Source organism: Luteolibacter sp. SL250 (assembly GCF_026625605.1).
Lineage (GTDB): Bacteria > Verrucomicrobiota > Verrucomicrobiia > Verrucomicrobiales > Akkermansiaceae > Luteolibacter.
This window is the reverse complement of record NZ_CP113054.1, coordinates 2011800-2035928: the sequence shown is the minus strand read 5'-3', so window position 1 is coordinate 2035928 and position 24129 is coordinate 2011800. Positions and strand designations below refer to the sequence as shown.

Here is a 24129-nt window from a genome sequence, read left to right as displayed (position 1 = left end):
ATGAAGCCATTCCCCATCCTCGCCGCGACATTCATCGCCCTCGCGGCCACCGCCTCCGCCCAGAACGAAACGCTCCGCCAGGCCGGCGAGGGACGGGTTTTCCTGAAGACACCGGCGGACCAGCCTCCTCTCACCGGAGTTTCCGTCACACTGGGCAGCGCCACGGACGCGCTGTGGGAAAAGGACCCGGCGAAATCCGCGCGGCAGAAGGACATCCGCTTCGGCATCCGGTCCTGGGAGTGGCAGGAGATCAGGATCAACTTCACGCCCACCTACGACGGACCGTTGGAGCTGTCGCTGGCAGGCCTGTGGGAACAGGAACAGCCGGGGAAAATCTACCGTCAGGAAATCCTGTGGGACAGCCTGGTGACCAGCGGCACCGCCATCATGAACGGTGGGTTCGAGGCCCGCGCGGGCGCCGTGCCGGACGGCTGGACCAGCCAGGGCACCTACCCCGGCGTCGGGGAATGGCCTCTGGAGGGTGCCGCCTCCCACGAGGGGAAATCCGTCGGCACCTCATGGCACAACCGCATGCTCTCCCAGACGCTCCAGGTGAAGAAAGGCAACCACGTCACCATCACCCTGCAGGCGCGGGCCGCGAACCTGCCCGGCTACGTCGCGCCGAAGACCTACCCGAAGGACAGCGCCGCCCATCAGGCGGCGGCGAAGATCAAGCGCGGCGTGAACCTGGGCAACTGCTGGGAGGTCGGTCCGCCGTTCTCATGGAAGGTCCCCTATACCCCGGACGACATCGACAAGATCGCCGCGGAGGGCTTCGATCACATCCGCATCCCCGTCGCGTGGCACCACCACATGACGAAGACCGCCGCTGACACCTACGAGATCAAGCCGGGCCTGCTCGCGGAGCTGGACCCCGTCATCCAGCGGGCGATCGAAAAGAACCTCCACATCCTGCTGGACTGGCACCATTTCTACGAGCTGGACAAGGACCCCACCGGCCACCGCCAGCAGTTTGTGAGAGGCTGGCACACCATCGCCACCCACTACAAGGACGCCTCCCCTCTCCTGTTCTTCGAGCTGCTCAACGAGCCGCATGACAAGCTGACCACCGAGCTTCTCAACCCCATCCAGGCGGAGGCCATCGCCACCATCCGTGGCATCCACCCGCAGCGCGTCATTTTCCTGAGCACCGGGGACTGGGGCAAAATCGAGGAACTGGACAAGCTCATCCTACCGGACGACGGCAAGCTGGTGGTGACCGTCCATTGCTATGAGCCGTTCATCTTCACCCACCAGAACTCCTCCTGGACCTACCTGAAGGATCTGAAAAACATCACCTACCCCGGTCCACCCGCCACCCCCGTCTCCCTGCCGGAAAGCCTCAAGGGCAACCGCCAGGTGGCGGACCTCATCCAACGCTACAACACGGTCCAGGGCATCGACAACCCATCCTCTCCGCAGAAGATGCTGCTCCTGCTGGACGCGGCGAAGCGCTGGTCCGACCACTTCGGCCGGCCGATCCACCTCGGTGAGTTCGGCGCCATCGACGCCGCGGACGCCGCCAGCCGCGCCCGCTATGTGAAGGACGTGAAAGAGGCCGCCGAATCCCGCGGCATCCCGTGGACACTCTGGGACTGGAAGGCGAAATTCGCCTACTGGGACAAGAAGGCGCAGCAACCGCTGCTGCGCGGAGCGATCTTCGAGTGAGCCGGGATGGGACCGTGGCGGCCACTTGCCGCCCCGAAAACATTAGACGTCCCCCCATTCCTGCCCTAGCCTCCGGCCAGTCCCATGCTACGCACGCTTTCCGCCCTGTTCCTCACCGTCGCGGCGTTGTCCGCGCAGGACGCCCCGCTTCCCGTCCCGACCGCGCCCCCCCTGCCGAAAGGCACGCCGTCCGCCCCGTCGGATGTCTATCGTTCCGTCGTCCGGATCGAGGTGGCGACCCAGGTGCCCGACTATGGCACGCCGTGGAATGCGGGCCGCTTCAGCGGCGGAATCGGCACCGGTTTCATCATCGGGAAAAACAAGATCCTGACCAACGCGCACGTGGTGTCGAACCAGCGGCGCATCCTCATCACCATCCACGGCAGTCCGGAAAAATATCCGGCGAAGGTGGAACACGTCGCCCATGACTGTGACCTGGCCCTGCTGTCGGTGGAGGATTTCTCCGCTTTCGAGTCCTTCCCGACGTTCAGCTTCGGGGACATCCCGTCGCTGGAAAGCCAGGTGCGGGTGATCGGCTACCCGGTCGGCGGCGACCGCCTGTCGGTGACGCGCGGCGTGGTTTCCCGGATCGACTTCCAGCCTTACTCCCACTCGCGGGCGGACTCCCACCTGGTGGTGCAGATCGACGCGGCGATCAACCCGGGCAACTCCGGCGGTCCGGTCATTCAGGACAACAAGGTGGTCGGCGTGGCCTTCCAGGGCCTGCGTGCCGCGGACAACACCGGTTACATCATCCCCACGCCGGTCGTGAAGCGCTTCCTGAAGGACATCGAGGACGGCAACTACGACCACTACGCGGAACTGGGCGTGAACGAGTTCCCCCTGCACAACCCGGCCATGCGCAAGGCGCTGGGCCTGCCGAACGACGGCGTGGGCGTGCTGGTCACCAATGTCATCCCCACCAGCTCCGCCGATGGCGTGCTGAAAAGCGGCGACGTGCTGGTTTCGCTCGATGGCAAGGAAGTCGACAGCGCCGGCATGGTTCTGGTGGACGGGGAGAAGGTGAACTACAACGAGATCATCGAACGGAAGTTCGCCGGGGACAAGGTGGCCGTGCGGTTCAGGAGGGACGGCGGCTGGAACGACGTGGAGATCACCCTCAAGCCGCTCCACTGGTCGCGGATGTATGCCATCGAGTATGAGAAGAACCCGCGCTACCTGGTCTTTGCAGGCCTCGTTTTCCAACCACTGGACACGAACCTTTTCGCCGCGGCGAAGTTCAATGACGTGACGCTGCGCCGCCTCTACACGGACTACGTGTCGAAGGGGCTGTTCCAGAAGCACAAGGACGTCGTCGTGCTGACGCGGGTCGAGAGCGATCCGGTCACCAGCCAGCTCGGCGACTTCAACGGCTTCGCCGTGGAGAAGATCAACGGCACGGAAGTGAAGGACCTGAAGCATGCCAACGAGCTGCTCCATCCGGAAACCCCTCCGGAATTCCATGTCATCGAGCTGTTCGGCGCGAACCGCCCGATCGTGATCCCGTCCGCCAAGGTAGAGGCCGCCAACCAGCGGGTGCAGGAGAACTACGGCATCAACCAGCTATCGAACCTGGAGGAGTGAGGAGGCTGGACATTGCGGCGGAGCCGCTATGTCCGCTGCGCCCGCATTCCTGTCCTCCGGCGGCAGCGGCGAAACATGAAAAACCTACCGCGAAGCCGCGGAGAACGCCAAGATACGCAAAGAGAATGAAGGGTTATCGGCATTCGCTCGATTCGTAAGATTCGCGGTCTGCCTTCTTTCTTTTCTGAAAACTGAACACTGAATACCTCTCCTCCTCTGTCTGCCATTGCAGCCGGAGGACAGGAGTGTCCTCCCTCCTTACTCCATCATGTCGCGCACTGGCATCGCACTCGGCTCCAATCTAGGTGACCGCGTGGAGAATCTCCGGCGGGCGAAGGAGTTGCTCGCCTCCATTTCCACCGGTCCGGTGCTGGCCGCACCGGTCTATCTCACGGAGCCGGTGAACTGCCCGCCGGGGTCGCCGGACTTTCTCAATACGGTGGTGGAGATTTCCTATGACGGCACCCCTGCGGAGCTCTTGGAAATGACACAGGCATTCCAGCGCCAACTCGGACGCACGGAGGCGGTGGAGCGGAACGCCCCGCGCGTGATCGACATCGACCTGCTCTATTCCGGCGGGGAGATCATCTCAACGGAGGTGCTGGAACTCCCCCACCCGCGCATCGCGCTGCGGCAGTTCGTCCTGCGTCCGCTGGCGGACCTCCGCCCGGATCTGGTGCTGCCGGGGCACACGCTCACCATCGCGGAGCATCTGGAAAACCTCGCGGAACCCGCACTTCCGGTGGCGGCGCGGGAGTGGTGAGGTTGCACCTGGCACTTCGCGCCTTGAAGGATGGGTGAGAGCGGAATAGGTTGAACGTTCCATGAAGACCTTCCTCCTCATCTGCTGCATCGCCACCGTGCTACCGGAGATCTGTCCTGCCGATGAAGCGGTGAAGGAAAAGCTGGAGCGGATCCAGAAGGAAGGAACGGAAAATGGGAAACGTCGCCTCGTGGCCATCCGGGAGGATCTGGCGGCGCTGGAACGCGGCGCCGATGATGAACTGCTCCTCAAGCTGGGAAGGCACCTCTATTTCCTTTCGTCCAATGACTACCGGATAAGGGAATTGCAGCAAGAGGCAGCGCCTCTCCGGACAAAGGTGAGGGATGCCCTGCTGCGCACTCCCGGCCATGCGGAGGCACAAGAGCGCCATTTCCTAGCCCTCCGGTCGGATGTTCTGGAGCGGCACAAGGCCTTCAACTACCTTTATCTGGCCGGGGTGGACCTATACCGTATCCTGCCGCTTCTCCCCTCTCCCGAGACCGTCCGGGTGTTGGGCAGGATGCTGGAGGACACCAAGGGGGCGACTGCGGAGACACGCTTCCCCAACCAGCCCATTGATGTGATCAATGTGCCGATGAGTGCTGCGGAGCATGCGGTGATCGCCCTCCACTACCTCCCGCTCCAACAACCTCCGGTACCGCGGAATAAAGTCGTGGAAGTAGAAGTGATCGCCGGCGGCCTCCAACATCACCCGGCATGGATCGACTGGTGGCATGACGTGAGGGACCGGGGCCGCACCTATCGATTCGAAGGATCTCCAGTCACCTATAACCACGATGGCGTGGTGAAATCACCAGAGAAGTCATCCAAATGAAAAAACCGCGGCGGGTTTCCCCGCCGCGGCTATCGCCAATTTACAAAACACACACAATGAATCGTCCGCTCAGGCTTCCGCCAGACCGCCTGCGATCGGCTTCGGAAGAGGCTTTTCCTTCTTCCGGAGCGCGCGGCGCATTTTGGTGAGGGCGGAGTTCTGAAGCTGGCGGATCCGCTCGCGGGTCACGCCGAACTCACGACCGACTTCCTCCAAGGTGAGCGGCTTCCTGCCGTTGAGGCCGAAACGCTCGTCAATGATACGGCGTTCGCGGTCATCGAGGACGGAAAGCAAGCCATCCAGCTCGCCGTGGAGATTCTTGTCGGACAGCATGTCCAGCGGGTTCGCGGCTTTTTCGTCGCCGATGACCTCGCCATATTCCGTGGCCTCACCTTCGTTGATGGGTGCATCAAGCGAGGTCGGACGCTGGGAAGCCTGCTTCAGCATCGCGAGCTTGCGGCGCGGAAGGCCGACTTCGTCCGCCAGTTCCTCGTCGGTGGGTTCGCGGCCGAGCACTTCAGCCAGCATGGTGGAAATGCGGCGCATCTTCGCGATCTTGTCCACCATATGGACGGGAAGGCGGATGGTCTTCGACTGGTTGGCCAGTGCGCGCTTGATGGACTGTTTGATCCACCATGCGGCGTAAGTGGAAAGCTTGCCGCCCTTTTCAGGATCGAAGCGTTCGACCGCCTTCATCAGGCCGATGTTACCCTCGGAAATGAGGTCGGTGACGGGAAGACCATAGGCTGCATAGTCCTGGGCGATCTTCACCACAAGGCGGAGATTGGCCCGGATCATGTGAGCCCTTGCTTCCGGATCCCCTTCTTTGATCCGTTCGGCGAGCTGGACTTCCTCCTCGGCGGTGAGGAGCGGAGTCTTGGAGATCTCGCGCAGGTAAATCTTCAGGCTGCTGTCAGATTCGTAAGCCATAATATCAGTTGGATGGAGTTACATACGTGAAGCGTCGCTGGGCCGGATTTTATTCCGATAATCTCATTAAAATTGCATGGTAGCCACTTTGTGGGGACATCCATGCCACTTCTTGGGATCACCAGCGACGAATCGCTGGGTTATTAATCGCAAATTCCGTGCCCTATTGCGCTTTTTCCACAACTCGCTTAAAAGCAGCGCAGTTCCCCGAATCGGTCAAAATGACCCACCGTCCCAGCCGTGCAAAATGTCCCACCGGGCGGGCAGATTGGCACCCTGATGGACAAATTTCGCACAGTGAAAGTAACCCATCCGGAGCAAACGCAAACGGGAAGTTTTCGACAATCGGGCGGCGGTCCCTCACTTTCCGGCCGTGTTCGACTCGCTTTACCCCTTGTTCCGCGCGGGCCTTTTCCAACTGGATGCGGAAACCGCCCACCATCTGAGCCTCGTATCGCTCCGTGCGGCGGAGAAATCCGGCGCACTGGCCCTCACCTGCCCGCAGAATGACTATGGCAGCCCGGTGGAGGTCATGGGGCTGAAGTTCCCGAACAAGGTTGGCTTGGCGGCCGGACTGGACAAGGAAGGCAACACCATCGACGCGCTGGGCCGCCTGGGATTCGGTTTCGTCGAGATCGGCACCATCACCCCGCGCCCGCAGGCCGGGAACCCGAAGCCGCGGCTTTTCCGGCTGATCCCGCATGAAGCGATCATCAACCGCATGGGCTTCAACAACCCTGGCATCGACGCCGGGGTGGCGAACGTGAAGGCGTCGCGGAAATTCAGCGGCGTCATCGGTTTCAACATCGGCAAGAACAAGGACACGCCGAACGAAAACGCGGCGGACGACTACTTGATCTGCCTGCGCGCCGCCTACACCGTGGCGGACTACATCGCCGTGAATCTTTCCTCTCCGAACACCCCCGGCCTGCGTGACCTGCAGGGTGCGGAGGCCAGCGCCCGCCTTCTGGACCTGCTGAAGAAGGAGCAGGAAAAGCTGGCGGCGGAGCATGGGAAGAAGGTGCCGCTTCTTTTCAAGGTGGCTCCGGATCTGGAGGAGCAGCACATCGCGGACCTGGCCCGCGTCTTCGTGGACGGCGGGCTGGACGGCGTCATCGCCACGAACACCACGCTCGACCGCCACGCGGTGGCCGGACATGCGTATGCGAACGAGGCGGGCGGGCTTTCCGGAAAACCGGTGCTGGAGAAAAGCACGCGGGTGCTGGCATCCTTCGCCCACCACCTGGAAGGAAAGGCCGCGCTCATCGGCGTGGGTGGCATTTCATCCGTCGAGGATGCGAAGGCGAAGATCTCAGCCGGTGCCGACTTGGTGCAGATCTACACCTCCTTCATCTACCAGGGACCGAAGCTGGTCAGGGAGATTGCGCAGGCGTTGTGAGGGGCGGGCTCCGCTTATCCTTACAAAACTACCTTATATAGTAAATTTACGGATTGACGCGTCCGGCGTGTGCGGTTAGTATCCAGCGTGCGGATGCCTGAGGGCTGACCACACCCCGTCAGCGGAACGGTCCGGACGGCATCCTGCAGCGGCACCTGGCCGCGTATCCGCACCGTGGAAGACCAGACTCACTGGATGAACCGGCCCACTCCGATTCTCCATGAATTCCTCCACCATTCCCGCATCTGCATTCCGCGGTGTCGTTCCGAAACTTCCTTTCCCGGCCGTGGTTCAACCATGCGGCCCATCCACCACCGGCCGCGACGTTTCCATGACGCTTTCCCGCTTCCGTCTCCCGCTGCTGTCCGCCCTGATAGCGTTTCTTTCTCCGACATCCGGAGCTGCCGAGAAATCCTGCTGCGCCACGCCCACCGGCCGGGGTGCGCTGTTCGCCGTGGCCACCGCCGCGCCGGAGAAGGCGGAGGAAAAGAAGCAACCGAACATCATCTACCTGCTGGCGGATGACCTGGGCGGCGATGACGTGGGCTGGCGGAACCCGGAGATCAGGACACCCCACCTCGACAAGCTCGCCGCCTCCGGTGCGAAGCTGGACCAATACTATGTCCAGCCCGTCTGCTCCCCTACCCGCGCCGCCTTCCTCACCGGCAGGTATCCCCTGCGCTATGGATTCCAGACCGGGGTCGTCCGGCCATGGGCGGGGTATGGACTGCCGCTGGAGGAAAGATTGCTCCCGCAGGCGCTGAAAGAGGCGGGCTATGAGACGGCCATCAGCGGCAAGTGGCATCTCGGCCACTTCAAGCCGGAGTATCTGCCGACACGGCGGGGCTTCGATCACCAATATGGGCACTACAACGGCGCGATCGACTATTACACCCACATCCGGGACGACGGATTCGACTGGCACCGCAATGACAAGGTCAGCGGCGATGAAGGCTACAGCACCGAACTCATCGGCAAGGAGGCCGCCACCCGCATCCGCGGGCGGGACAAATCGAAGCCGCTGTTCCTCTATGTGCCGTTCAATGGCGTGCACAGCCCCCACCAGGTGCCGGAGCGCTACCTTTCCCTCTACCCGCAGTTCGAGGGCAACCGGAAGACCTACGCGGCGATGATCAGCGCGCTGGATGACGCCGTGGGTGAGATCGTGAAGGCGCTCGCCGACGAGAAGCTTTCCGATGACACGCTCATCATTTTCTCCAGCGACAACGGTGGGCCGAATCCCGGCAAGCTGTCCAACAACGGGAAGCTCCGCGCGGGCAAAGGCACCGTCCATGAGGGCGGCGTGCGGGTGGTCGCCTTCGCCACCTGGCCCGGCACCATCGCCGCAGGTTCCACGGTGGAGACGCCGATCCACATCACCGACTGGTACCCCACGCTGCTGGCCGTGACCGGCGCACCGCGGGAACAGAAGCTGCCGGTTGATGGCAAGGACATCTCCGCGGTGCTGAAGGGCGGAACGATCCCCGAGCGGGAGATCGTGCTGAATGTTTCGCCGAACTCCGGTGCGATCCGCTCCGGCGACTGGAAGCTGGTCGTGAAGAACGGCCGGACCGACGATGAGGAAGGAGACGCGAAACCCGCGCCCGCCGCCGCGGCGAAAGTTGAACTCTACAACCTGGCGGATGATGTTTCGGAAAAGAGCGACCTTTCCACCGCCCATCCGGAAAAGGTGAAGGAGTTGAAGGCCATCTACGACTCCCTGTCCGCCGAGGCCGCCGCACCGAAGCTCCGGCCGAAGCCACGTGATTTCAAGACCCCCGCCGTGTGGGGCGAGTGATCCACCATCCTTTTCCCCGAATCCCATTCCGCCATGAAACGCTTCCTCACCCTGTTCCTCGTCTCCACCGCCTTTCTCCAGGCGCAGCCGGAGCGGAAACCCAACATCCTCATCATCGCCGCGGACGACCTCAACCACTGGGTCGGCTACACCGGGCGCAACAAGCAGACGAAGACGCCGAACATCGACCGCCTCTCCGCGCGCGGTGTCAGCTTCTCCAACGCCCATGCGACGGTCCCAGTCTGCAATGGATCCCGCGCCAGCCTGCTGTCCGGCATCCGCCCCTACACGTCCGGCGTCTATGGGAACGCGGATGACTGGCGCAAAGTGGTCCCGGAGGAAAAGACCATCATCTCAACCTTCAGGAAGGCCGGCTATATCACGCTGGGCTCCGGAAAACTCTACCACGGCGGCTACGACCGGAAAGAGGAGTGGGACGACTACCTGAAGAACGAAGGCAAGCTGGGCCCTGAACCGGAAGGCAGCAAGGGCGTCGGCGGCATCCGCTTCGGAGTGGTGGAGGCGGAGGACTCCGATCTCAGCGACCACCGCATCGTGAACTACGGCATCGAGCAGCTCGGGAAGAAGCACGACAAGCCGTTCTTCCTCACCGTGGGCCTGCACAAGCCGCACATGCCATGGTTCGTGCCGAAGAGATACTTCGATCTCCATCCGCTGGAGTCCATCAAGCTGCCGCCCACCAAGCCGGATGACCTTTCCGATGTCCCTGCCGCGGGCGTGAAGTTCGCCCGCCCGGACGGCGACCACGCGAAGATCGTGGAGTCCGGCCGCTGGAAGGAAGCCGTGCAGGCGTATCTCGCTGCCGTTTCCTATGCGGACGCGGAGATCGGCCGACTGCTCGATGCGCTGGAAGCATCCGAGCACAAGGACAACACCATCGTCGTGCTGCTGGGGGACCATGGCTGGCACTTCGGCGAGAAGGAGCATTGGCGGAAGTTCGCCCTGTGGGAGGAAGCGACGCGCGCTCCCTACATCTGGGTCGCTCCGGGAGTCACCAAGGGCGGCGTGGTGAGCACGCGGCCCGTCGATTTCAGCAGCTTCTACCCGACGCTGACCGACCTGGCCGGCATCACGAAGCCCGCGCACGTCGAGGGGGAAAGCATCCGCACGTTGCTCGCGGATCCCGCCGCGGAGTGGAAGGGCCACGCCCTCAGCACCTGGCTGCGCGGCAACCACGCCATCCGCACGGAACACTGGCGCTACATCCGCTACGCGGACGGCACCGAGGAACTCTACGACCACCGGGAAGATCCGTATGAGTGGACGAACCTCGCCAAGGAAGAGAAGCACGCCGCGCTGAAAAACGAACTGGCCGCACTGCTGCCGGAGAAGAACGCACCTGGCCTGACCGACACCGACGGCCGTGGCGCCCCCGGCAAAGGTGCGGGACGGGGCAAGGGCGCCCGGAAGAAGAATGCCGGCGGTGACGGCGAAGATTGATCCCCCGCCCTCCGCGGCAACCCATTGGCCATCGGGGGCCGCCATCCACGTCCATCAAGATCCACATCACGGCGCGGCCGGTCATCCACCACACGGCGGATGAATTGGTCCGCTGATTGCTTTTACCCCACCACCATGAACGGCATCGAATTCAAAAGTCCGATCATTCCGCTGTTGGTCCGCCGCGCAGGATGGATCGTCAAACAGCAGCCCGCCGTCCATTCCCTTTGTCCCGCCCCTGCCCCCGTCTCCCCGGCCCGCCCGCACCGCAGGAAGGCGGCGTAGGAGGAAGTAAGGAGGGAGGCACTCTTGTGCCCCGGCGGCATCGGCGAATGAAGGAGGAGAGGTTTTCAGTATTTTGACTCAGATGATCTGATTTCCCTATTCGTCTTAGTTGCTTCGTGCCCTTCGCGCCTTTGCGGTGAATCTTTTCTGATTCGCCAATGCCGCCGGAGGACAGGAGTGAGGTGAGTTAAATGGTTGGACCATTTGTCCCCGGAGAATAGAGGACAGTCGGAACCAACCATCCCCATGAGTGCCCAGTATAGTGATGAGTTCATGATCCGTGCCGTTGCCTTGATCGACGCCTGTGGATCGGTCACCGAGGTGTCCCGCCAGCTCGGCGTGGCGCGCAGCGCCCTCTACCGCTGGCGCGACAAGGCACGGAAGCCCGCCCCGCGTCCCACCTCCCCGCAAAAGGAAGCCGCCTTGGTTTCCGAGTTGCAGGCGGTCCGCCGCGAACTGGCCCGCCTCACCCAGGAGAACGACATTTTAAAAAAAGCCTCCGCGATCCTGGGCTCCTCTGTTCCACCCGATCCAGAACGCTGATCAAGGAGCTGCGGGAAAGCAGCGGGGCCAGCCTGCGCAGGATCTGCTCGGTGCTGGGTTTGCCGCGCAGCACCTATCACCACAAGCCTCGTCCTCCCGCGCAACCCTGGCCGGATCAGGAACTCGCCGCCCTCATCAGCACCATCTTCCACGCCAACCGCCGCTGCTACGGCTACCGCCGGATCGCCTGCGAATTGGCCAATCGTGGCGTCTCCTGCGGCTGGCAGCGGGCGCGCAGGATGATGCGCCGGCAAGGTCTCCACGCCATCCAGCGCCGGCGCTTCACCCCGAAGACCAGCGATGGCAAGGCCTCCCATCCCTGTGCCAACCTGCTTGCCAAACTGCCGCCACCCCAGGCTCCCGACCAGGTCTGGGCCGGGGACATCACCTTAATCCCGAGCCGTGAGGGTTGGCTCTACCTCGCCGTGGTCATCGACCTGTGGTCACGCCGGATCATCGGCTGGAGCCTGTCACGCTCCATCGACCGCGCGTTGGTCACCGATGCCCTGCGGCAGGCGCTCCAGAGCCGCAGGAAGATCGTTTCCACCATTTTCCACAGCGACCGGGGCAGCCAGTATTCGAGCACCGCGTTCAGGGCGATGCTTGCCGGATCAGGCCTGCGACAGAGCATGTCGCGGCTGGCCAATCCCTACGACAACGCCAGGACCGAATCCTTCATGGGTACCCTCAAAGCGGAAATGGCGGAGGAGGAAACCTTCAGGAATCTGGATGAGGCGCGGCAGAAGATCTTCAGCTACATCGATGCCTTCTACAATCCGAGGCGGCTCCATTCGTCGATCGGATACCTCAGTCCCAACCAATTCGAAGCCCGATTCCAGAGACAGAAATGAAGGACACCAGTGGTCCAATTTAGGGTTGCACCTCAGGAGTGTCCTCCCTCCTTAGGCGAAGATCTCGCGCGCGACCTTGCCTGCCACATCCGTCAACCGGAAGTCGCGGCCCGCGTAGCGGTAGGTCAGTTCCTCATGATCGAGGCCCATCAGCGCGAGCAGCGTGGCGTGGAGGTCGTTGGTGTGCATGCGGCCGTCGATGGCCTTGATGCCGAGTTCATCCGTGGCTCCGTGGGTGTAGCCTTTCTTCACGCCGGCACCGGCGAGGAACATGGAGTAGCCGGTGATGTTGTGGTCGCGCCCGTCCTGGCCCTGTGCCGCGGGCTGGCGGCCGAACTCCGATCCGAACAGGACCAGCGTGTCCTCCAGCAGCCCGCGCTGGTCCAGGTCCTCCAGCAGCGCGGCCGTGGGTTTGTCCACGTTCGAGGTCCGCTCGATCAGCCCCTTGTGCAGGTTGTTGTGGTGGTCCCAACCCGGCTGGCAGATCTCGACGAAGCGCACGCCCGCCTCGCTGAGACGGCGGACCATGAGGCACTGGCGGGCGAAGGCACCCGCAGGACCGTCCTTGATGCCGTAGGCTTCCTTCACGTGTTCCGGCTCCTTTGAGATGTCCAGCAGGGCGGGCACTTTGTCCTGCATGCGGAAGCCCAGTTCGTAGGAGGCGATGATGCCATCGACCGGATCCGGCGCGCCGGGAGTGGCGGCATAGCCACGGTTGAGGGACTGGATGAAATCGAGCTGCTTCCGCTGGCGTTCCGCCACGGCGGCAGCCTTCAGGTTCGCCATGAACCCCTGATCCGTGATGCGGGTGCCCTGAAAGTGGGCGGGCAGGAAGGCGCTGCCATAGTTCACCGCGCCACCGAAGTTCGGCGATGGGTTGATGGTGATGTAGCCGGGCAGGTCCGCATTATCCGTGCCCAGCCCGTAGAGCAACCACGAGCCCATGCTGGGCCGGGTGAGCGCGGCGTTCGCACTGCCTGTATGGAGCTGGACCACCGCCTGCGGGTGGGCCGGGGTGTCCGTGTGGAGGCCGCGCAGCCAGCACATCTTGTCCGCGTGGGAGGCGATGTTCGGCAGCAGGTCGGAGAACCACGTCCCGGTCTCGCCGTATTGCTTGAAGCCGAACTTCGACGCTACCAGCTTGCCACCGCCGGGGGATGTCTTGCCGTCGCTTTTCTGGAGCTCGGGCTTGTAGTCGATGGTATCGACCCCGGACATCGCGCCCTCCATGAAGATAAAAATGATGCGCTTCGCCTTCGGTTCGAAATGGGGCTTCTTCGGCGCGAGCGGATTCACCGGTGCGGGTGCGGCGCGGAGAGCGTCCTTGCCGAGCAATCCGGCGAGGGCGAAATATCCGAAACCCGCGCCGGCGGAACGGAGAACGGATCTGCGGGAGAACTGGGAATAGGGATTCATGGGATGGATTTCCAAAGAGGTTTTCAACGGACGAAGCGGAACTCAGCTGAGGCAAAGACGCCTTGGACAAAGGTCATCCACGCGGCGGTGCGGGCGTCGCCAGCCTCCACCACCTCTTCGGCAGTGGTCTGGTCGTCCCGCGGGATGTCGTCCGGATTCGCGGCCTGGGCATCCGCGACGATGGGGCGGTCCGCATCGGACGGTGCCTGCACATCGGCCCGGGCCTGCAGTGTCTCATGGGGTGCGTTTTCGAACTCATCGAGCAACGCCAGCGCCGCGGAGATCTCACCATTCTGAGGCTCACGGCCATACGCACCGAGGAAGACCGAGCGCACGCGTTCCTCCGCGGACACGTCCCCTGCCACCAGCCCACCGGCAAGCGCCAGCGCCTGTCCGCGGACAAAGGAGGAGTTCAGCATGAACAGAGCCTGCGACGGCACCGTGGTCTCCTCACGCCTGCCGGAGACGAGCGTCTGGCCCACCGGATCGAACGCCTCCAGCGCGCGCGGCGTGACACCGCGGAGCAGCGGCAGATAGACACTGCGGCCCAGCGAAGTGTTCGCGTTCCGGTGGACGGTGGCCGCTTCCTGGCCGTTGTCGCGCATCTCGATCATCTTCAGCTTTTCCACGGGAGCGCCGGACGGCGGCTGGCGGTCGAGCTTTCCGGAGACGGCCAGGATGGTGTCGCGGATCTCCTCCGCGCTCATGCGGCGCGGAGCATGCCGCCATAGCAGACGGTTCGCTGGATCGACTCCAACCAGATTGGCGGGGGCGTCACCGCCGAGGCGGTAGGTGCGGCTCAGGACCAGCTCGCGGATGGTCTTCTTCACCGACCAGCCACCGGCGACGAAGCGGTTGGCAAGATGATCGAGCAGTTCCGGATGGGAAGGTGTGTCACCCGTCACGCCGAAGTTGTCCACCGTGGTGACCAGCCCTTCACCGAAGAGGTGCTTCCAGATCCGGTTCACCGCCACTCGCGGCGTGAGCGGATTCCCCGGATGGGTGAGCCACTCCGCGAGCTGCAGGCGTCCGCTCTGCGCGGGATCGATGGCCGGCGCGCCGGGCACCGCGAAGATCTGTGGGAAGCCACGCGGCACCTCCGGCCCGAGGCGCTCCGCCTCGCCACGGATCCGCACCTGGGTGTCCGCAACCTGTGCCGCCTCCCGGACCCCGTGGACCGCCAGGCCGCGCGCGGCGGGGTCGGTGAGGTCCATGAGATCCGCCTGTGCTTTTTCATACCGTAGCCGGTAGGCACGCTGGACGGGCTGGCCGTTGGCGTTGCGCTTCAGGCCCTCCGGCGTGCCACGGATTTCATCCCATTCCTTCTTCGCCTCATCCGCTTTCCTCCGGAGTTCCGCCGCCTTCACGGGATCGGGCGGAGGGGCGTTATCGGTGGAAAGGCGGACCAGCTTCTCCCCATCGTAGTAGTCCAGGCCGCCACCGCCCATCTTGTTGCGGACGCCCGCGCCGTCCTCCGTGCTGGTGAAGATGCCCGCCAGCGAGTAATACTCCGTCGTCGGCACCGGATCCGTCTTGTGGTCATGGCAGCGGGCGCAGCTCACCGTGAGGCCGAGCACGGAGCGGGTCACGGTATCGATCTGTTCATCGACATTGTCCATCTGGAAGCGGATCTTGAAACGCTGGTTCACGTCCTTCACGCCGAGCGCGAGGAAGCCCGTCGCCGTGAGCAGGCGGTCGCGCTCCTTTCCATCCTCCCCGGGAAGCAGATCCCCCGCGATCTGCTCGCGGATGAAGCGGTCGAACGGGACATCCCGGGAAACGGAGTCGATCACATAGTCCCGGTACTTCCACGCATGGGGATAAGGGATGTTGCGTGACGGTCCGGTCGATTCGCCGTAGCGCGCCACGTCCAGCCAATGCCGCCCCCAGCGCTCGCCGAAGGCAGGAGATGCAAGCAGGCGGTCCACCGCATTTTCATACGCGTCCGTAGCGGCATCCTCCGTGAAGGCGCGCAACTCCTCCGGGGATGGCGGCAGGCCGGTGAGGTCATGAGTCACGCGGCGCAAGAGCGTGGCACGGTCCGCATCCCCTACGGGTGACAGCCCCCTACCCTCCAGCTCCGCGAGGATGAAACGGTCCACCTCCCCCGCCGGCCATGCGGCGTCCTTCACCGCTGGAGTGGTCGGCGTCGTGAGCGGCTGCCAGGCCCAGTGGGATCTACGGAGGTTTTCGTACTTCGTGCGGTCCTTGCCGATGTATGAAGGAATCTCCTCCGCCGGCCATACCGCGCCGTCGTCGATCCATTTCTCCAGATCCGCGATCTCCGCCTCGTCCAGCGCGTCGCTGTCCTTCGGCATGCGCCGCCGTTCCTCCGCATGGCGGATGCGCCGGATGAGGGCGCTCCCCTTCGCATCCCCACGGATGACGGCGGCACCGCCGTCCCCTCCCTGGAGGAGTCCGTTCAGGTCATCCACCCGCAGGCCGCCCGCCGCCTTCGTATCCGCGGCGTGGCAGCTGTAGCAGTTCTCCGAGAGGATCGGACGGATGCGTTTCTCGAAGAACTCGAGCTTCGCGGGATCCGTCGAGGCATGGACGACGGCGGCAGGCAGCACCGCAGCCAGCGGGATGAGCAGGCGCTTCATGGGATGGGTTGCGTTTCCTGGTGGAAGATCAGTTCGCGGCGGTCTCACCCGGAGATGCCTCGACGCTGACGGGCTGGAGCAGCAGCGTGCGGTCCGGGATGCTCTTCATGTTCATGCGGCGGGTGACGGGGTCCTGATAGACGCAGAGCAGCCAGCGGCGGTCCTTGCGCACGGCGCAGCGGGTCTCCGTCAGGCGGTTCCAGCGACCCTCGTCCTGGAACTCGAAGCGCACGCCCTGCACCGCGCCCGCCTCCCCCTTCAGCTCCAGGTCCGTCATGCCTCCTGACGCCGCCTCCACGTAGCTGCGCCCGACCGCGCCGCGGATGGCTTTTCGGGAGAAGTTGACGACGCGGTAGGTGCCGAGGGAAAAGCGGGGGCCATGGTCCACCAGCACCGCCTGGTAAGGCTCCGCGGAGCCCGCGGCGGCCGGCACCAGGATGATCAGCGCCTTGTCCACCGTGGCCGGGATACGGATCTTCGCGGCTGCAGCGGGCGGGGCCTTCGGGTCCCCCGCCGGAGCGCGGTGGAAGACGGCCAGGTCACTCTCGACGGGGATCGTCACCGGATCCGTCATGTTCGCGGTGGAAAGGCGGACCGGCTCGGAGCCGGATGCCTTCGCCAGATGGATGGTCTCCTGCCCGGCGACATACTTGAGGCAGAAGAATGAAACAGCGACGTTCCGGGATTCCGCCTGGAGCGGCAGAGCGAGGGTGAGGAGCAGGAGCAGTTGTTTCATAAGATTCAGATTTCGGATGGAGTGAGCCAGCGGAAGGAGACGATGCTGATCCGGCGGCCGAATTTCTTGTTCAGGTCCGTGGAAGCCTTGAGGGAGGCGTCGTCCTTCGGATCGATGTGGTCCGGGTAGCGCTGGACGGTCGCCTCGCACCAGGCGCGGACCACCCGGCCCTCCCGGTCCACGGCTTCACCGCAGGTCCGGATGACGAAGGTGTCTCCGCGGACGGTGAGCTGGGGCAGCAGCGGGGTGAGGATGTCCGCCTGGGTGATGAGGCCCGGCGCGCCATCCGCGGTGTTGCCGGAACCAGCGGTCTGGTTCGCCCCCGTCGCCACATGGAAATCAAAGCTGCGGTCGATGATACCATCATTGATGCCTGACACATCGATGGCCGCCTGGACCGCTCCTGCGGAGGACAGTCGCTCATCCCCGCCGGGCCGGCGGTTCACGAACTCCGCGAGCGAGAGGAACGGCCCGCGCTTTTCCACCTGCTCCACCAGGGCTTCCGCGAGTGCCCCGACCTGCTCCGCCGACAGGCGGCGGTGGCCGCTCCATTTCTCACGGTCGGATGATCCGCCGCCCTGGGATGCGTTGTTGCCGCCGACGGATGGCACGTTGCGGGAGACCGGCACGCCGTCTCCACCCGCGACATCCCCGCCGGACAGGGGCAGCGGCGCATTGAAGTTGGAGGCGAGCAACGCCTGCCATGCGGCCACGCTCGTGGAGTTCACGTTGAACGCGCCCTTCACCAGCAGGTTCGCGGCGATGTGGTCGTGCGCCTCCTTGTCGGACAGCAGCCGGTCGGTGGCGGCGGACGGGGTTTCACGCCCGGTGTAGCGCTCGAACCGGAGGTTCGGCAGGTGGCCGCGGCCCGCGAGGAATTCGGTGATCAGCGCCTCCCGGTGCAATGCCGCCCCCCCGAAGCGCGCCGGATGATCCACGGCCCCGGAAAGGAAGTGGGAGTCCAGCAGGGCGTTGTTGGCGAAGTAGGAATGATCGAGGTAGGTCCTGCTTCCAGCGGTGGCTGTGACCGCATCCGCCTGGATCAGCGCCGGTGCGAAGGAGTTCGCGAACGGATGGGCCACCAGCGGGAGCTGCCCACCCGCATTCAGCGGAGCATGGGTGAACTGCCCCAGCGAAAGCGCGGGCTCCAGCGGCAGCGAGGAGAAGGAGGCGAACTCCGAGCCGGTCTGGGAATAGACGCCGGATCCACCGTAGCCACGGTTGCCGTCGTTGCTCAGCTCGATGGTCGGGCTGTCCGGCGGCCAGTCGGTCATCGGCTCCCATTTGAATTCATACTGGTGGTGGGCGAAGTCCTCCGTCTGGTCCAGCCCGCCCGCGGCATAGAGGTTCCCCGGGTTGTTGTTGATCCAGGAACGGGAGGGGAACTTCGAGTCCCGCTCCGTCTTCTGCTGGAAGGAGGCGATGAGGAACGGCTCCTTCCAACGGATGGCGTCATCCGCCCCCGCCTCGTCCGGGTCCACGCCGGTGTTTCCGGGAGCGGTCTTCGGGATCGAAGGATCCACCACGATGGTGGGCAGTTCGTTCCGGCCGAACTCGGGAAGGTACTCCTTCTCCTTGTCGCCGTAGTCCAGCTCGATCCCGCCGATGAAGCGGCGCTGGATCCGGGTGCCGATGCCGACGTAGTATTTGAGGAACCCGGTGACCTCGCGTTTCCCCGTCTCCGCCAGTTCATCCGCACCGGCACGCTCCGGCTTCACCTCCACCTGGATCTTGTCCCCACCCTTCACCGCTACGGTGCGGATGGTTTTTCCATAGTCCCTGCCGGTGCTGGCACCTGTAGGGCTGACGAAAAGGTTCTGTGTGGTCACCCCGCCGATGTCCTTGCTGCTGCTGGCACCCGCCGGTGGATGGAAGCCCGGCCGCATGGTGAGCCCCTGGACATTGTAGCGGTGGCTGCCGTGGAGCGTCCACTCATGGCCGGTGAAGACGACATGCTCGCCCGGTTCCATGACCCGGCTCCCCTGGCCTTTCTCCGGCAGCAGCTTCAGCAGGTAGAAGCGGTTCTGACGGTTCTTGAAGTCGGCCTGTGTGTGGGCGTCGGTCAGGCGCGTGTAGTTCTCCGCCAGCCGGGTGCCGTTCTTGTAGAGGCGGAACGCCATCGGCACGCGGTGGAGTTCGATGGTGGCACCGCTGAACTGCAGCGGGACGTTGTAAGGATTCCACAGCGCGATGACCGGGTCGATCACCAGCCAGGTGATGTAGTTGTCCCGCTGGCTGGCGGGCGTGGACCGCGCCCCGCCGTTCGCCCACATGGTGTCGAGCGTCTTCTGGTTCACGCCGAAGGCCAGGCTGAAGACAAACTGCGCCTTCGCGATGACCGGCGCGATCTGCTGTTCATTGAACGCGGGCTGGCGGAGCAGTTGCTCCGTGGAGGTGATGGCCGCGGGATCCGGCCGGTCCACGACGGTGGCCGTCGTCACCGGGTGCGATGGGTTGGTGCCACCTGTGAGATCCCGGTACGAACGGTAGTGGGAGTGAAGAAGCGCCCAGGATGGATCCGGCGAGGGAAAGGGATTCGCGCCCTGGAACCGCGCCGGTGGGGCCACCAGCGGGCTGTCTGTCCCGGAATACAGGAAGCGGTCCGCGTGGCTGGAGGGCAGCTTGTCCTCCCGGAAAAGCTGTGACAGGTCCGTCTTCCACCCACCTCCGACGGAGTCGGTGAGCAGGCCGAAGGAACCGGCGGCCGCATCATGGAACGAGGCATCCTCCTTCTTCAGCCCGATCAACCGCGACTGGCCGAGGGAGACGAGCCTCCGCCTTTCCTCCCTGCGCTCGGAAAGCGGCTTCCAGTCGAACGCCTTCACCGCCTCATAGCCCGGCTCATGGGCGGCGGACATGCGGTCCATGCCGCGGGCGAAGTCATTCTCCTCCTCATCCTCCGCTGGCAGGGAGATGTCGATCTTCTGCGACTGGTCGAAGACCGCCCATGCGTAGCCGTCTTTCCGGCCATCCTTGCGCGAGGCCGAAGCGATTTCCACGATTCCGGCTTCCACCGCTCGCTTACCGGAGACAACCGGCGGAGCGAGCCGGACCATGCGGCCTTCCGTAGGGGTTCTCACAAAATCCGCATTGCGGTTCGCCTGGTACTCCGATGAGGAGACGAGCCAGCCTTTGAAGCGGTTCTTCTTCTCCCGCTCCCAATCCGGGGCGCCACCGCGGCCATCCCACCGCCAGCCCTCCCATACGCCGGTGAGGTGCGGGCGGGCATCCAGGCCCTCCCCTTCCGACGGAGCAGTCACCCGCTGGTCCTGCCCGGCCAGCGACTGCAGTTCGCCGATGGCCATCTGCAGCGCCAGCCGCGCGTTCGCCCTGGCCCGCTGGACCTCGCGGTCATTCCCGGCGGTGCGCACCGTCACCGCGGAAAGCGTGGTCATGGCCAGCGCCAACAGCATCAGCAGCGACAGCATCAGGATCGTCGCGACGAGGGAGAATCCCCGCCCGCCGCGCTTTCTCCGCGGTCCCGTTCCGTGTAGGGTGGATGGCATCTTTCTTTCCGTGGGGTTCTCAGTGGGCGGTCTCGATGCGGTAGAACTCGGCGGGCTTCGCCGGATCGAGGGTGATAGTGGCGGTGCCGTTGCCCGCCGTGTCCGTGGCCGCGGTCCCCAGGTCCGTGCCGAAGGAAACGAGATCGGAGGATCCTTTCACCGCGTAGGTGGTGGACGGAGCCCCCCGGAACTGGATGGTGAACTGGCCGCCGTGGATGCCGTGGGAGATGATCTCCAGCGCGAAGGCTCCGCCGTTGACCGTGATGGTGACGGTGTGGGTCACCGGATCGTTCGGTCCGTCCAGGGTGATGGTGTAGGTGGTGGTCACCGACGGCGTGAGGGATACCACTGCGTTTCCGTCCACGATGGCCACCGCACCAACTCCGTTGTCGATGGTGACGGAGGTGATGTCCTTGCCCAGCTTCAGGGAAAGCTCCGTGCTCTCCCCGGCATTGATGGTGGCGCTGGCGACGGAGGAATGGAGCAGGCCCGTGGTGCGGTCCCACCAGGCGTTCCGGTGCGCGAGGACCTCCGTCTGGTCCAGGATCCTGTCGTAGATGATGAGGTCGTCGATCTTTCCGCGCCAGAAGCTGCCGGCGAGATCCTTCGCCGCGCCGATCACCCACGCGCCCTGCGACGGCTCGAAGAAAGCCGCGGGCGTTCCGGTGCCGGCGGGCCGGCCGTCGATGTACCAGCTCACCACATTCGCCGTGACATCCACCACGCCGACGAGGTGGCTCCAGGCACGTGCGGGGACTTTTCCGGTTGACGAAATCGTCGTGCCGCCGCCGACGTTCGCGCGGACGGTGCCGGTGTCATCCACTGACAGGATCTGGCGGCCGATGAAAGGGGAAGTGTCCTGCTGGGCGACGATGACGCGGTTGGTGGTGCCGGTGCCCGGGTTGGTCTCGATGATGGCTTCCACGGTGAAGCCGACGAGATCCTCGTCATTCGGATCGATGATCCGGTCCGTGATGACGGCGGCGGCGGCGTTGAAGGTGCCCGCGCCGTCGAGGAAGCCGGTGGCCCCCAGGTTCACCGCGATGTAGTTGCGCAGCACCCCGTCATGGGGGGCGGCTCCGCCCGCGGAGTCCACGACCAGGCCGGAGGAAACGCCCTCGTTGAAGCGGTACCAGGCGGCGGGCCTCGCCGCGCGGATGACCGCGGAGTGGGCGGTGTCCGGTGCGGGCGGGACCGCGTCGAGTTCATCCGCGCCGACCAGGTTGGTGAGCCTGAGCTTGATGCCGGTCGCCTCCGCGGCCGGGATGTCGTGGAAGCCGCGCAGGTCGGTGAATTCCAGCAGTCCCCCGCTGCCGTAGGTCAGGGTTCCCGCGACCGCGGTCGGAAAGTCGCCTGCCGTCGCCGCCCAGTGCAGCCGCACTTTGTCAGGCTCCACGCCATCCGGCGAAGGCAGCGAGGTCGCCTCGAAGCCGAGGATCACCGGCGGGGTGAGCTGGTTGTAGATGACGTCGAAGGAAGAGGTGTAAGTCGCGCCGCCCTCACCCGTCGCGGTGAGCGTGTAGGTGGTGGAGGCGGTGGGCTGCACGCCCGCAGCGGTGGCGGTGCGGTCCGCCCCGATGGCAAGCGTCCCGACGCCGTTGTCCACCGACACGGAGGTCACATCCGCACCGACGAACGCCAGCAGATCCAGCGGGGTGCCGGTGACTACGGCGGATGCCGTACCTTTGAAGTGGATGATGCCTTTCGTGAGCTGGTACCACGCCTGGTAATGGCCGGAGATCCTGGAGTCCGCCGGGTCCCCGTTCCGGTCAGGATCATCCAGCAGGTCGCGGAAGACGGCCACCTCGTCGATCTGTCCCTTGAACAGGTTGCCCGTCAGGTTTTTCGCGGAGCCGATGACCCATCCGCCCTCCGTGCCCTCCAGTGTGAAGCCGCCGGAAGGAGTGATGGTGTCCGCCAGCTTTCCGTTCAGATACCAACGGAACTGGCCGCCGTCGGGATCGACGACAAAAACGACATGGTTCCAGGCATCCGCCACCAGCTTCGCGGCGGAGTCATGACCGGTCCCGCCGAGCACGGAGAAAAGCGTGCCGTCCGGCCTCACGGAGATGATCTGGCGGCCGGTGCCGTTGATGTCCTGCTGGGAGATGATGACGTTGTCGATCGTCGCCCCGGCGGAATGCTTCACGATGAGCTCCACGGAGAATCCCTTCGGCACCTCGGGATCCGCCGATCCGGGATTGAGGATCTGCCGGTTCAGCACCGTGGTGCTGCCCGCGAACACGCCTGCGCCGTCGATGACACCGCCACCGCCCGCGATGGTCTCACCGCGGACCGTTCCGTTGTTGGGGATGGTGTTCTCCGCGGAGTCCACCAGGTGCCGCGAACCGGCGGCCTCGTTGAAACGGTACCACGCCAGCGGGTTCGACCCACGGATCGCCGCGGAATGCGCGGTTTCCGCCTGCGGCGCCGCGGTCGCCTGGACGGTCCCCGTGGCGTTGGTGGCGGTGAGGGTGAATGACGCCGACGACGACGCATCCAGATCGATGAAGCCGGTCAGCGCTCCTTCCGGGATGGTGTGGATGACCGCACCGCCCGGAGTTTCCCCCTCGCGGATCTCCGCCGTGGTCGGGTTCGGCAGGCCGCCTTCGGAAAGGTTCCAGTGGAAGCGCAGCTTTCCGGTGGATGGCAGGCGGGTGATGGTGAATCCCCGGATCTCCGGCTCCGAAAGCACCGCCGGTGTCACGTCGTTCGCATTCCAGAACACGGCGCGGTGCACCACTCCGGCGAAGCTGGTGACCTGGGCAACATTCGTGTTGAAGCGCGGATCGATGCCGTTGGCGGTGTCCCGCGCCAGTCCACCCGCGTTGCCGGTGTTCATCGTTCTGACACTCAGCGTGTCATTCCCGGACCAGTTGCCCGGCAGGCCGGTGATGACGAATGAGTCGAAGATGTCATCATCCTGACCGTCCGGCTTCACCCGCAGTTCCAGCGTCCCGGCATGGTTCCATGAGGCGGAAAAGGAGTAGGTCAGCCCAGCCTCCAGCACGCCGATCGCACTCTGCAGGGCAATGCTGGGCAGCGCCGCGTCATTCAGGCTGTCCGGGTGGGTGGTGGTCTGCCCGCCTTGCTTGCTCAGCAAGGTCGGCACACCGCCGATCAAATAGATACCGGAGCCGCTGGAGTTCCCGCCGATCTCCACCAGCAGCTTCGTGCCGGTCAGGTCAGAGGCCGCCGGGGTGAAGCGGGCGTTGAAGGTGAAACCGGAGGAGTGGAGATAAGTTCCCGCATTGTCGATCAACGGAACTCCGGATGGATTGCCGGGAGGCTGCACGTTCCCGTCATTGACGATCCCCTTCCCCTCACTGTCGTAGAGAGACGTGGCGGGGTCCAGACCGACGAGGATCTCAGCCGATGCCGGAACGGACCAACTGGCGGCAAATACCGCCGCGAGATAGAGGAATCGATGCTTCTTCATGCAGATAGATAAATTGGTAGGGTATCAAGGCGCGTTGAGCCGGTGACGGCTTGCTTCATTCCAACGGGCTGGCCACGTCGCCTTACCCCCATTCACTTCCGGGAAATCCCTTCTCGGGTCTTTCCTTCCTGACGCGTCCAAAACGGACCGTCGGCCGCCATTGCGGGCACCTGCTTCCTCAAGCTCGGTGACCGGGAAGGATCTCTCGTCCTCGGGGACGTCAAAAACCTTCCGGCGGGCAAATCGTACCAAAATACTACCTTTAGTCAAGTATCCGATTAAACAATCTAGATCGCGCTATCCTGTGACCAC

The 24129-nt window shown here is 64.3% G+C and carries 16 protein-coding genes; 10 read left to right on the top strand and 6 right to left on the bottom strand.

All coding sequences use genetic code 11. The features are described 5' to 3' along the window. The 4 genes from OVA24_RS09035 to OVA24_RS09020 all read left to right on the top strand — a co-directional run bounded on the left by OVA24_RS09035 (position 1) and on the right by OVA24_RS09020 (position 4850). Positions 1-1668, top strand: coding sequence for a glycoside hydrolase family 5 protein (locus tag OVA24_RS09035; protein WP_267674879.1), 1668 nt, complete (start codon positions 1-3; stop codon positions 1666-1668). Positions 1669-1752: 84 nt separating this feature from the next. Continuing rightward, the gene (locus tag OVA24_RS09030) at positions 1753-3252 is read left to right on the top strand and encodes a S1C family serine protease (protein WP_267674878.1); all 1500 of its coding nucleotides are present in this window, start codon (positions 1753-1755) and stop codon (positions 3250-3252) included. Between the two features lie 268 nt (positions 3253-3520). After that, positions 3521-4015, top strand: a complete 495-nt coding sequence (folK, locus tag OVA24_RS09025) for a 2-amino-4-hydroxy-6-hydroxymethyldihydropteridine diphosphokinase (RefSeq protein ID WP_267674877.1) — start codon at positions 3521-3523, stop codon at positions 4013-4015. A gap of 61 nt (positions 4016-4076) precedes the next feature. Continuing rightward, positions 4077-4850, top strand: coding sequence for a hypothetical protein (locus OVA24_RS09020; RefSeq protein ID WP_267674876.1), 774 nt, complete (start codon positions 4077-4079; stop codon positions 4848-4850). A 69-nt stretch (positions 4851-4919) separates the two neighbouring features. On the opposite strand, the gene OVA24_RS09015 is transcribed toward OVA24_RS09020, so the two are convergent. Beyond that, positions 4920-5780 (bottom strand): sigma-70 family RNA polymerase sigma factor, encoded by an 861-nt coding sequence (locus tag OVA24_RS09015; RefSeq protein ID WP_267674875.1) that lies wholly within the window; start codon positions 5778-5780, stop codon positions 4920-4922. A 373-nt stretch (positions 5781-6153) separates the two neighbouring features. Between OVA24_RS09015 and OVA24_RS09010 the strand changes: the two genes are divergently transcribed. The 6 genes from OVA24_RS09010 (at position 6154) to OVA24_RS08985 (ending at position 12117) form a co-directional block, all read left to right on the top strand. After that, a complete protein-coding gene (locus OVA24_RS09010; RefSeq protein WP_267674874.1) occupies positions 6154-7179 on the top strand; it encodes a quinone-dependent dihydroorotate dehydrogenase in 1026 nt (341 codons plus the stop codon). Between the two features lie 331 nt (positions 7180-7510). Next, a complete protein-coding gene (locus OVA24_RS09005; protein WP_267674873.1) occupies positions 7511-8977 on the top strand; it encodes an arylsulfatase B in 1467 nt (488 codons plus the stop codon). A 33-nt stretch (positions 8978-9010) separates the two neighbouring features. Continuing rightward, entirely contained in the window at positions 9011-10438 is a 1428-nt protein-coding gene (locus OVA24_RS09000; RefSeq protein WP_267674872.1) for a sulfatase, read from the top strand. 135 nt (positions 10439-10573) lie between these two features. Next, on the top strand, positions 10574-10723 hold the full coding sequence (locus OVA24_RS08995; RefSeq protein WP_267674871.1) for a hypothetical protein: 150 nt from the start codon (positions 10574-10576) through the stop codon (positions 10721-10723). A gap of 246 nt (positions 10724-10969) precedes the next feature. Next, positions 10970-11266, top strand: coding sequence for a transposase (locus OVA24_RS08990; RefSeq protein WP_267670354.1), 297 nt, complete (start codon positions 10970-10972; stop codon positions 11264-11266). Continuing rightward, positions 11263-12117: an IS3 family transposase gene (locus OVA24_RS08985; protein WP_324287898.1), complete on the top strand. Its 855-nt coding sequence runs from the start codon at positions 11263-11265 to the stop codon at positions 12115-12117. Before OVA24_RS08990 ends, OVA24_RS08985 begins: the two co-directional genes overlap by 4 nt. A gap of 51 nt (positions 12118-12168) precedes the next feature. On the opposite strand, the gene OVA24_RS08980 is transcribed toward OVA24_RS08985, so the two are convergent. From OVA24_RS08980 to OVA24_RS08960, 5 genes are read right to left on the bottom strand one after another with little or no spacing between them, the layout of a single operon-like run. Continuing rightward, positions 12169-13533: a DUF1501 domain-containing protein gene (locus OVA24_RS08980; RefSeq protein ID WP_267674870.1), complete on the bottom strand. Its 1365-nt coding sequence runs from the start codon at positions 13531-13533 to the stop codon at positions 12169-12171. Positions 13534-13556: 23 nt separating this feature from the next. Then, positions 13557-16136: a PSD1 and planctomycete cytochrome C domain-containing protein gene (locus tag OVA24_RS08975; RefSeq protein ID WP_267674869.1), complete on the bottom strand. Its 2580-nt coding sequence runs from the start codon at positions 16134-16136 to the stop codon at positions 13557-13559. Between the two features lie 28 nt (positions 16137-16164). After that, entirely contained in the window at positions 16165-16872 is a 708-nt protein-coding gene (locus OVA24_RS08970; protein ID WP_267674868.1) for a hypothetical protein, read from the bottom strand. A 5-nt stretch (positions 16873-16877) separates the two neighbouring features. Further along, positions 16878-20378: a hypothetical protein gene (locus OVA24_RS08965; protein ID WP_267674867.1), complete on the bottom strand. Its 3501-nt coding sequence runs from the start codon at positions 20376-20378 to the stop codon at positions 16878-16880. Positions 20379-20397: 19 nt separating this feature from the next. Beyond that, a complete protein-coding gene (locus OVA24_RS08960) occupies positions 20398-23817 on the bottom strand; it encodes a LamG domain-containing protein (RefSeq protein WP_267674866.1) in 3420 nt (1139 codons plus the stop codon). Positions 23818-24129: the final 312 nt, after the last annotated feature.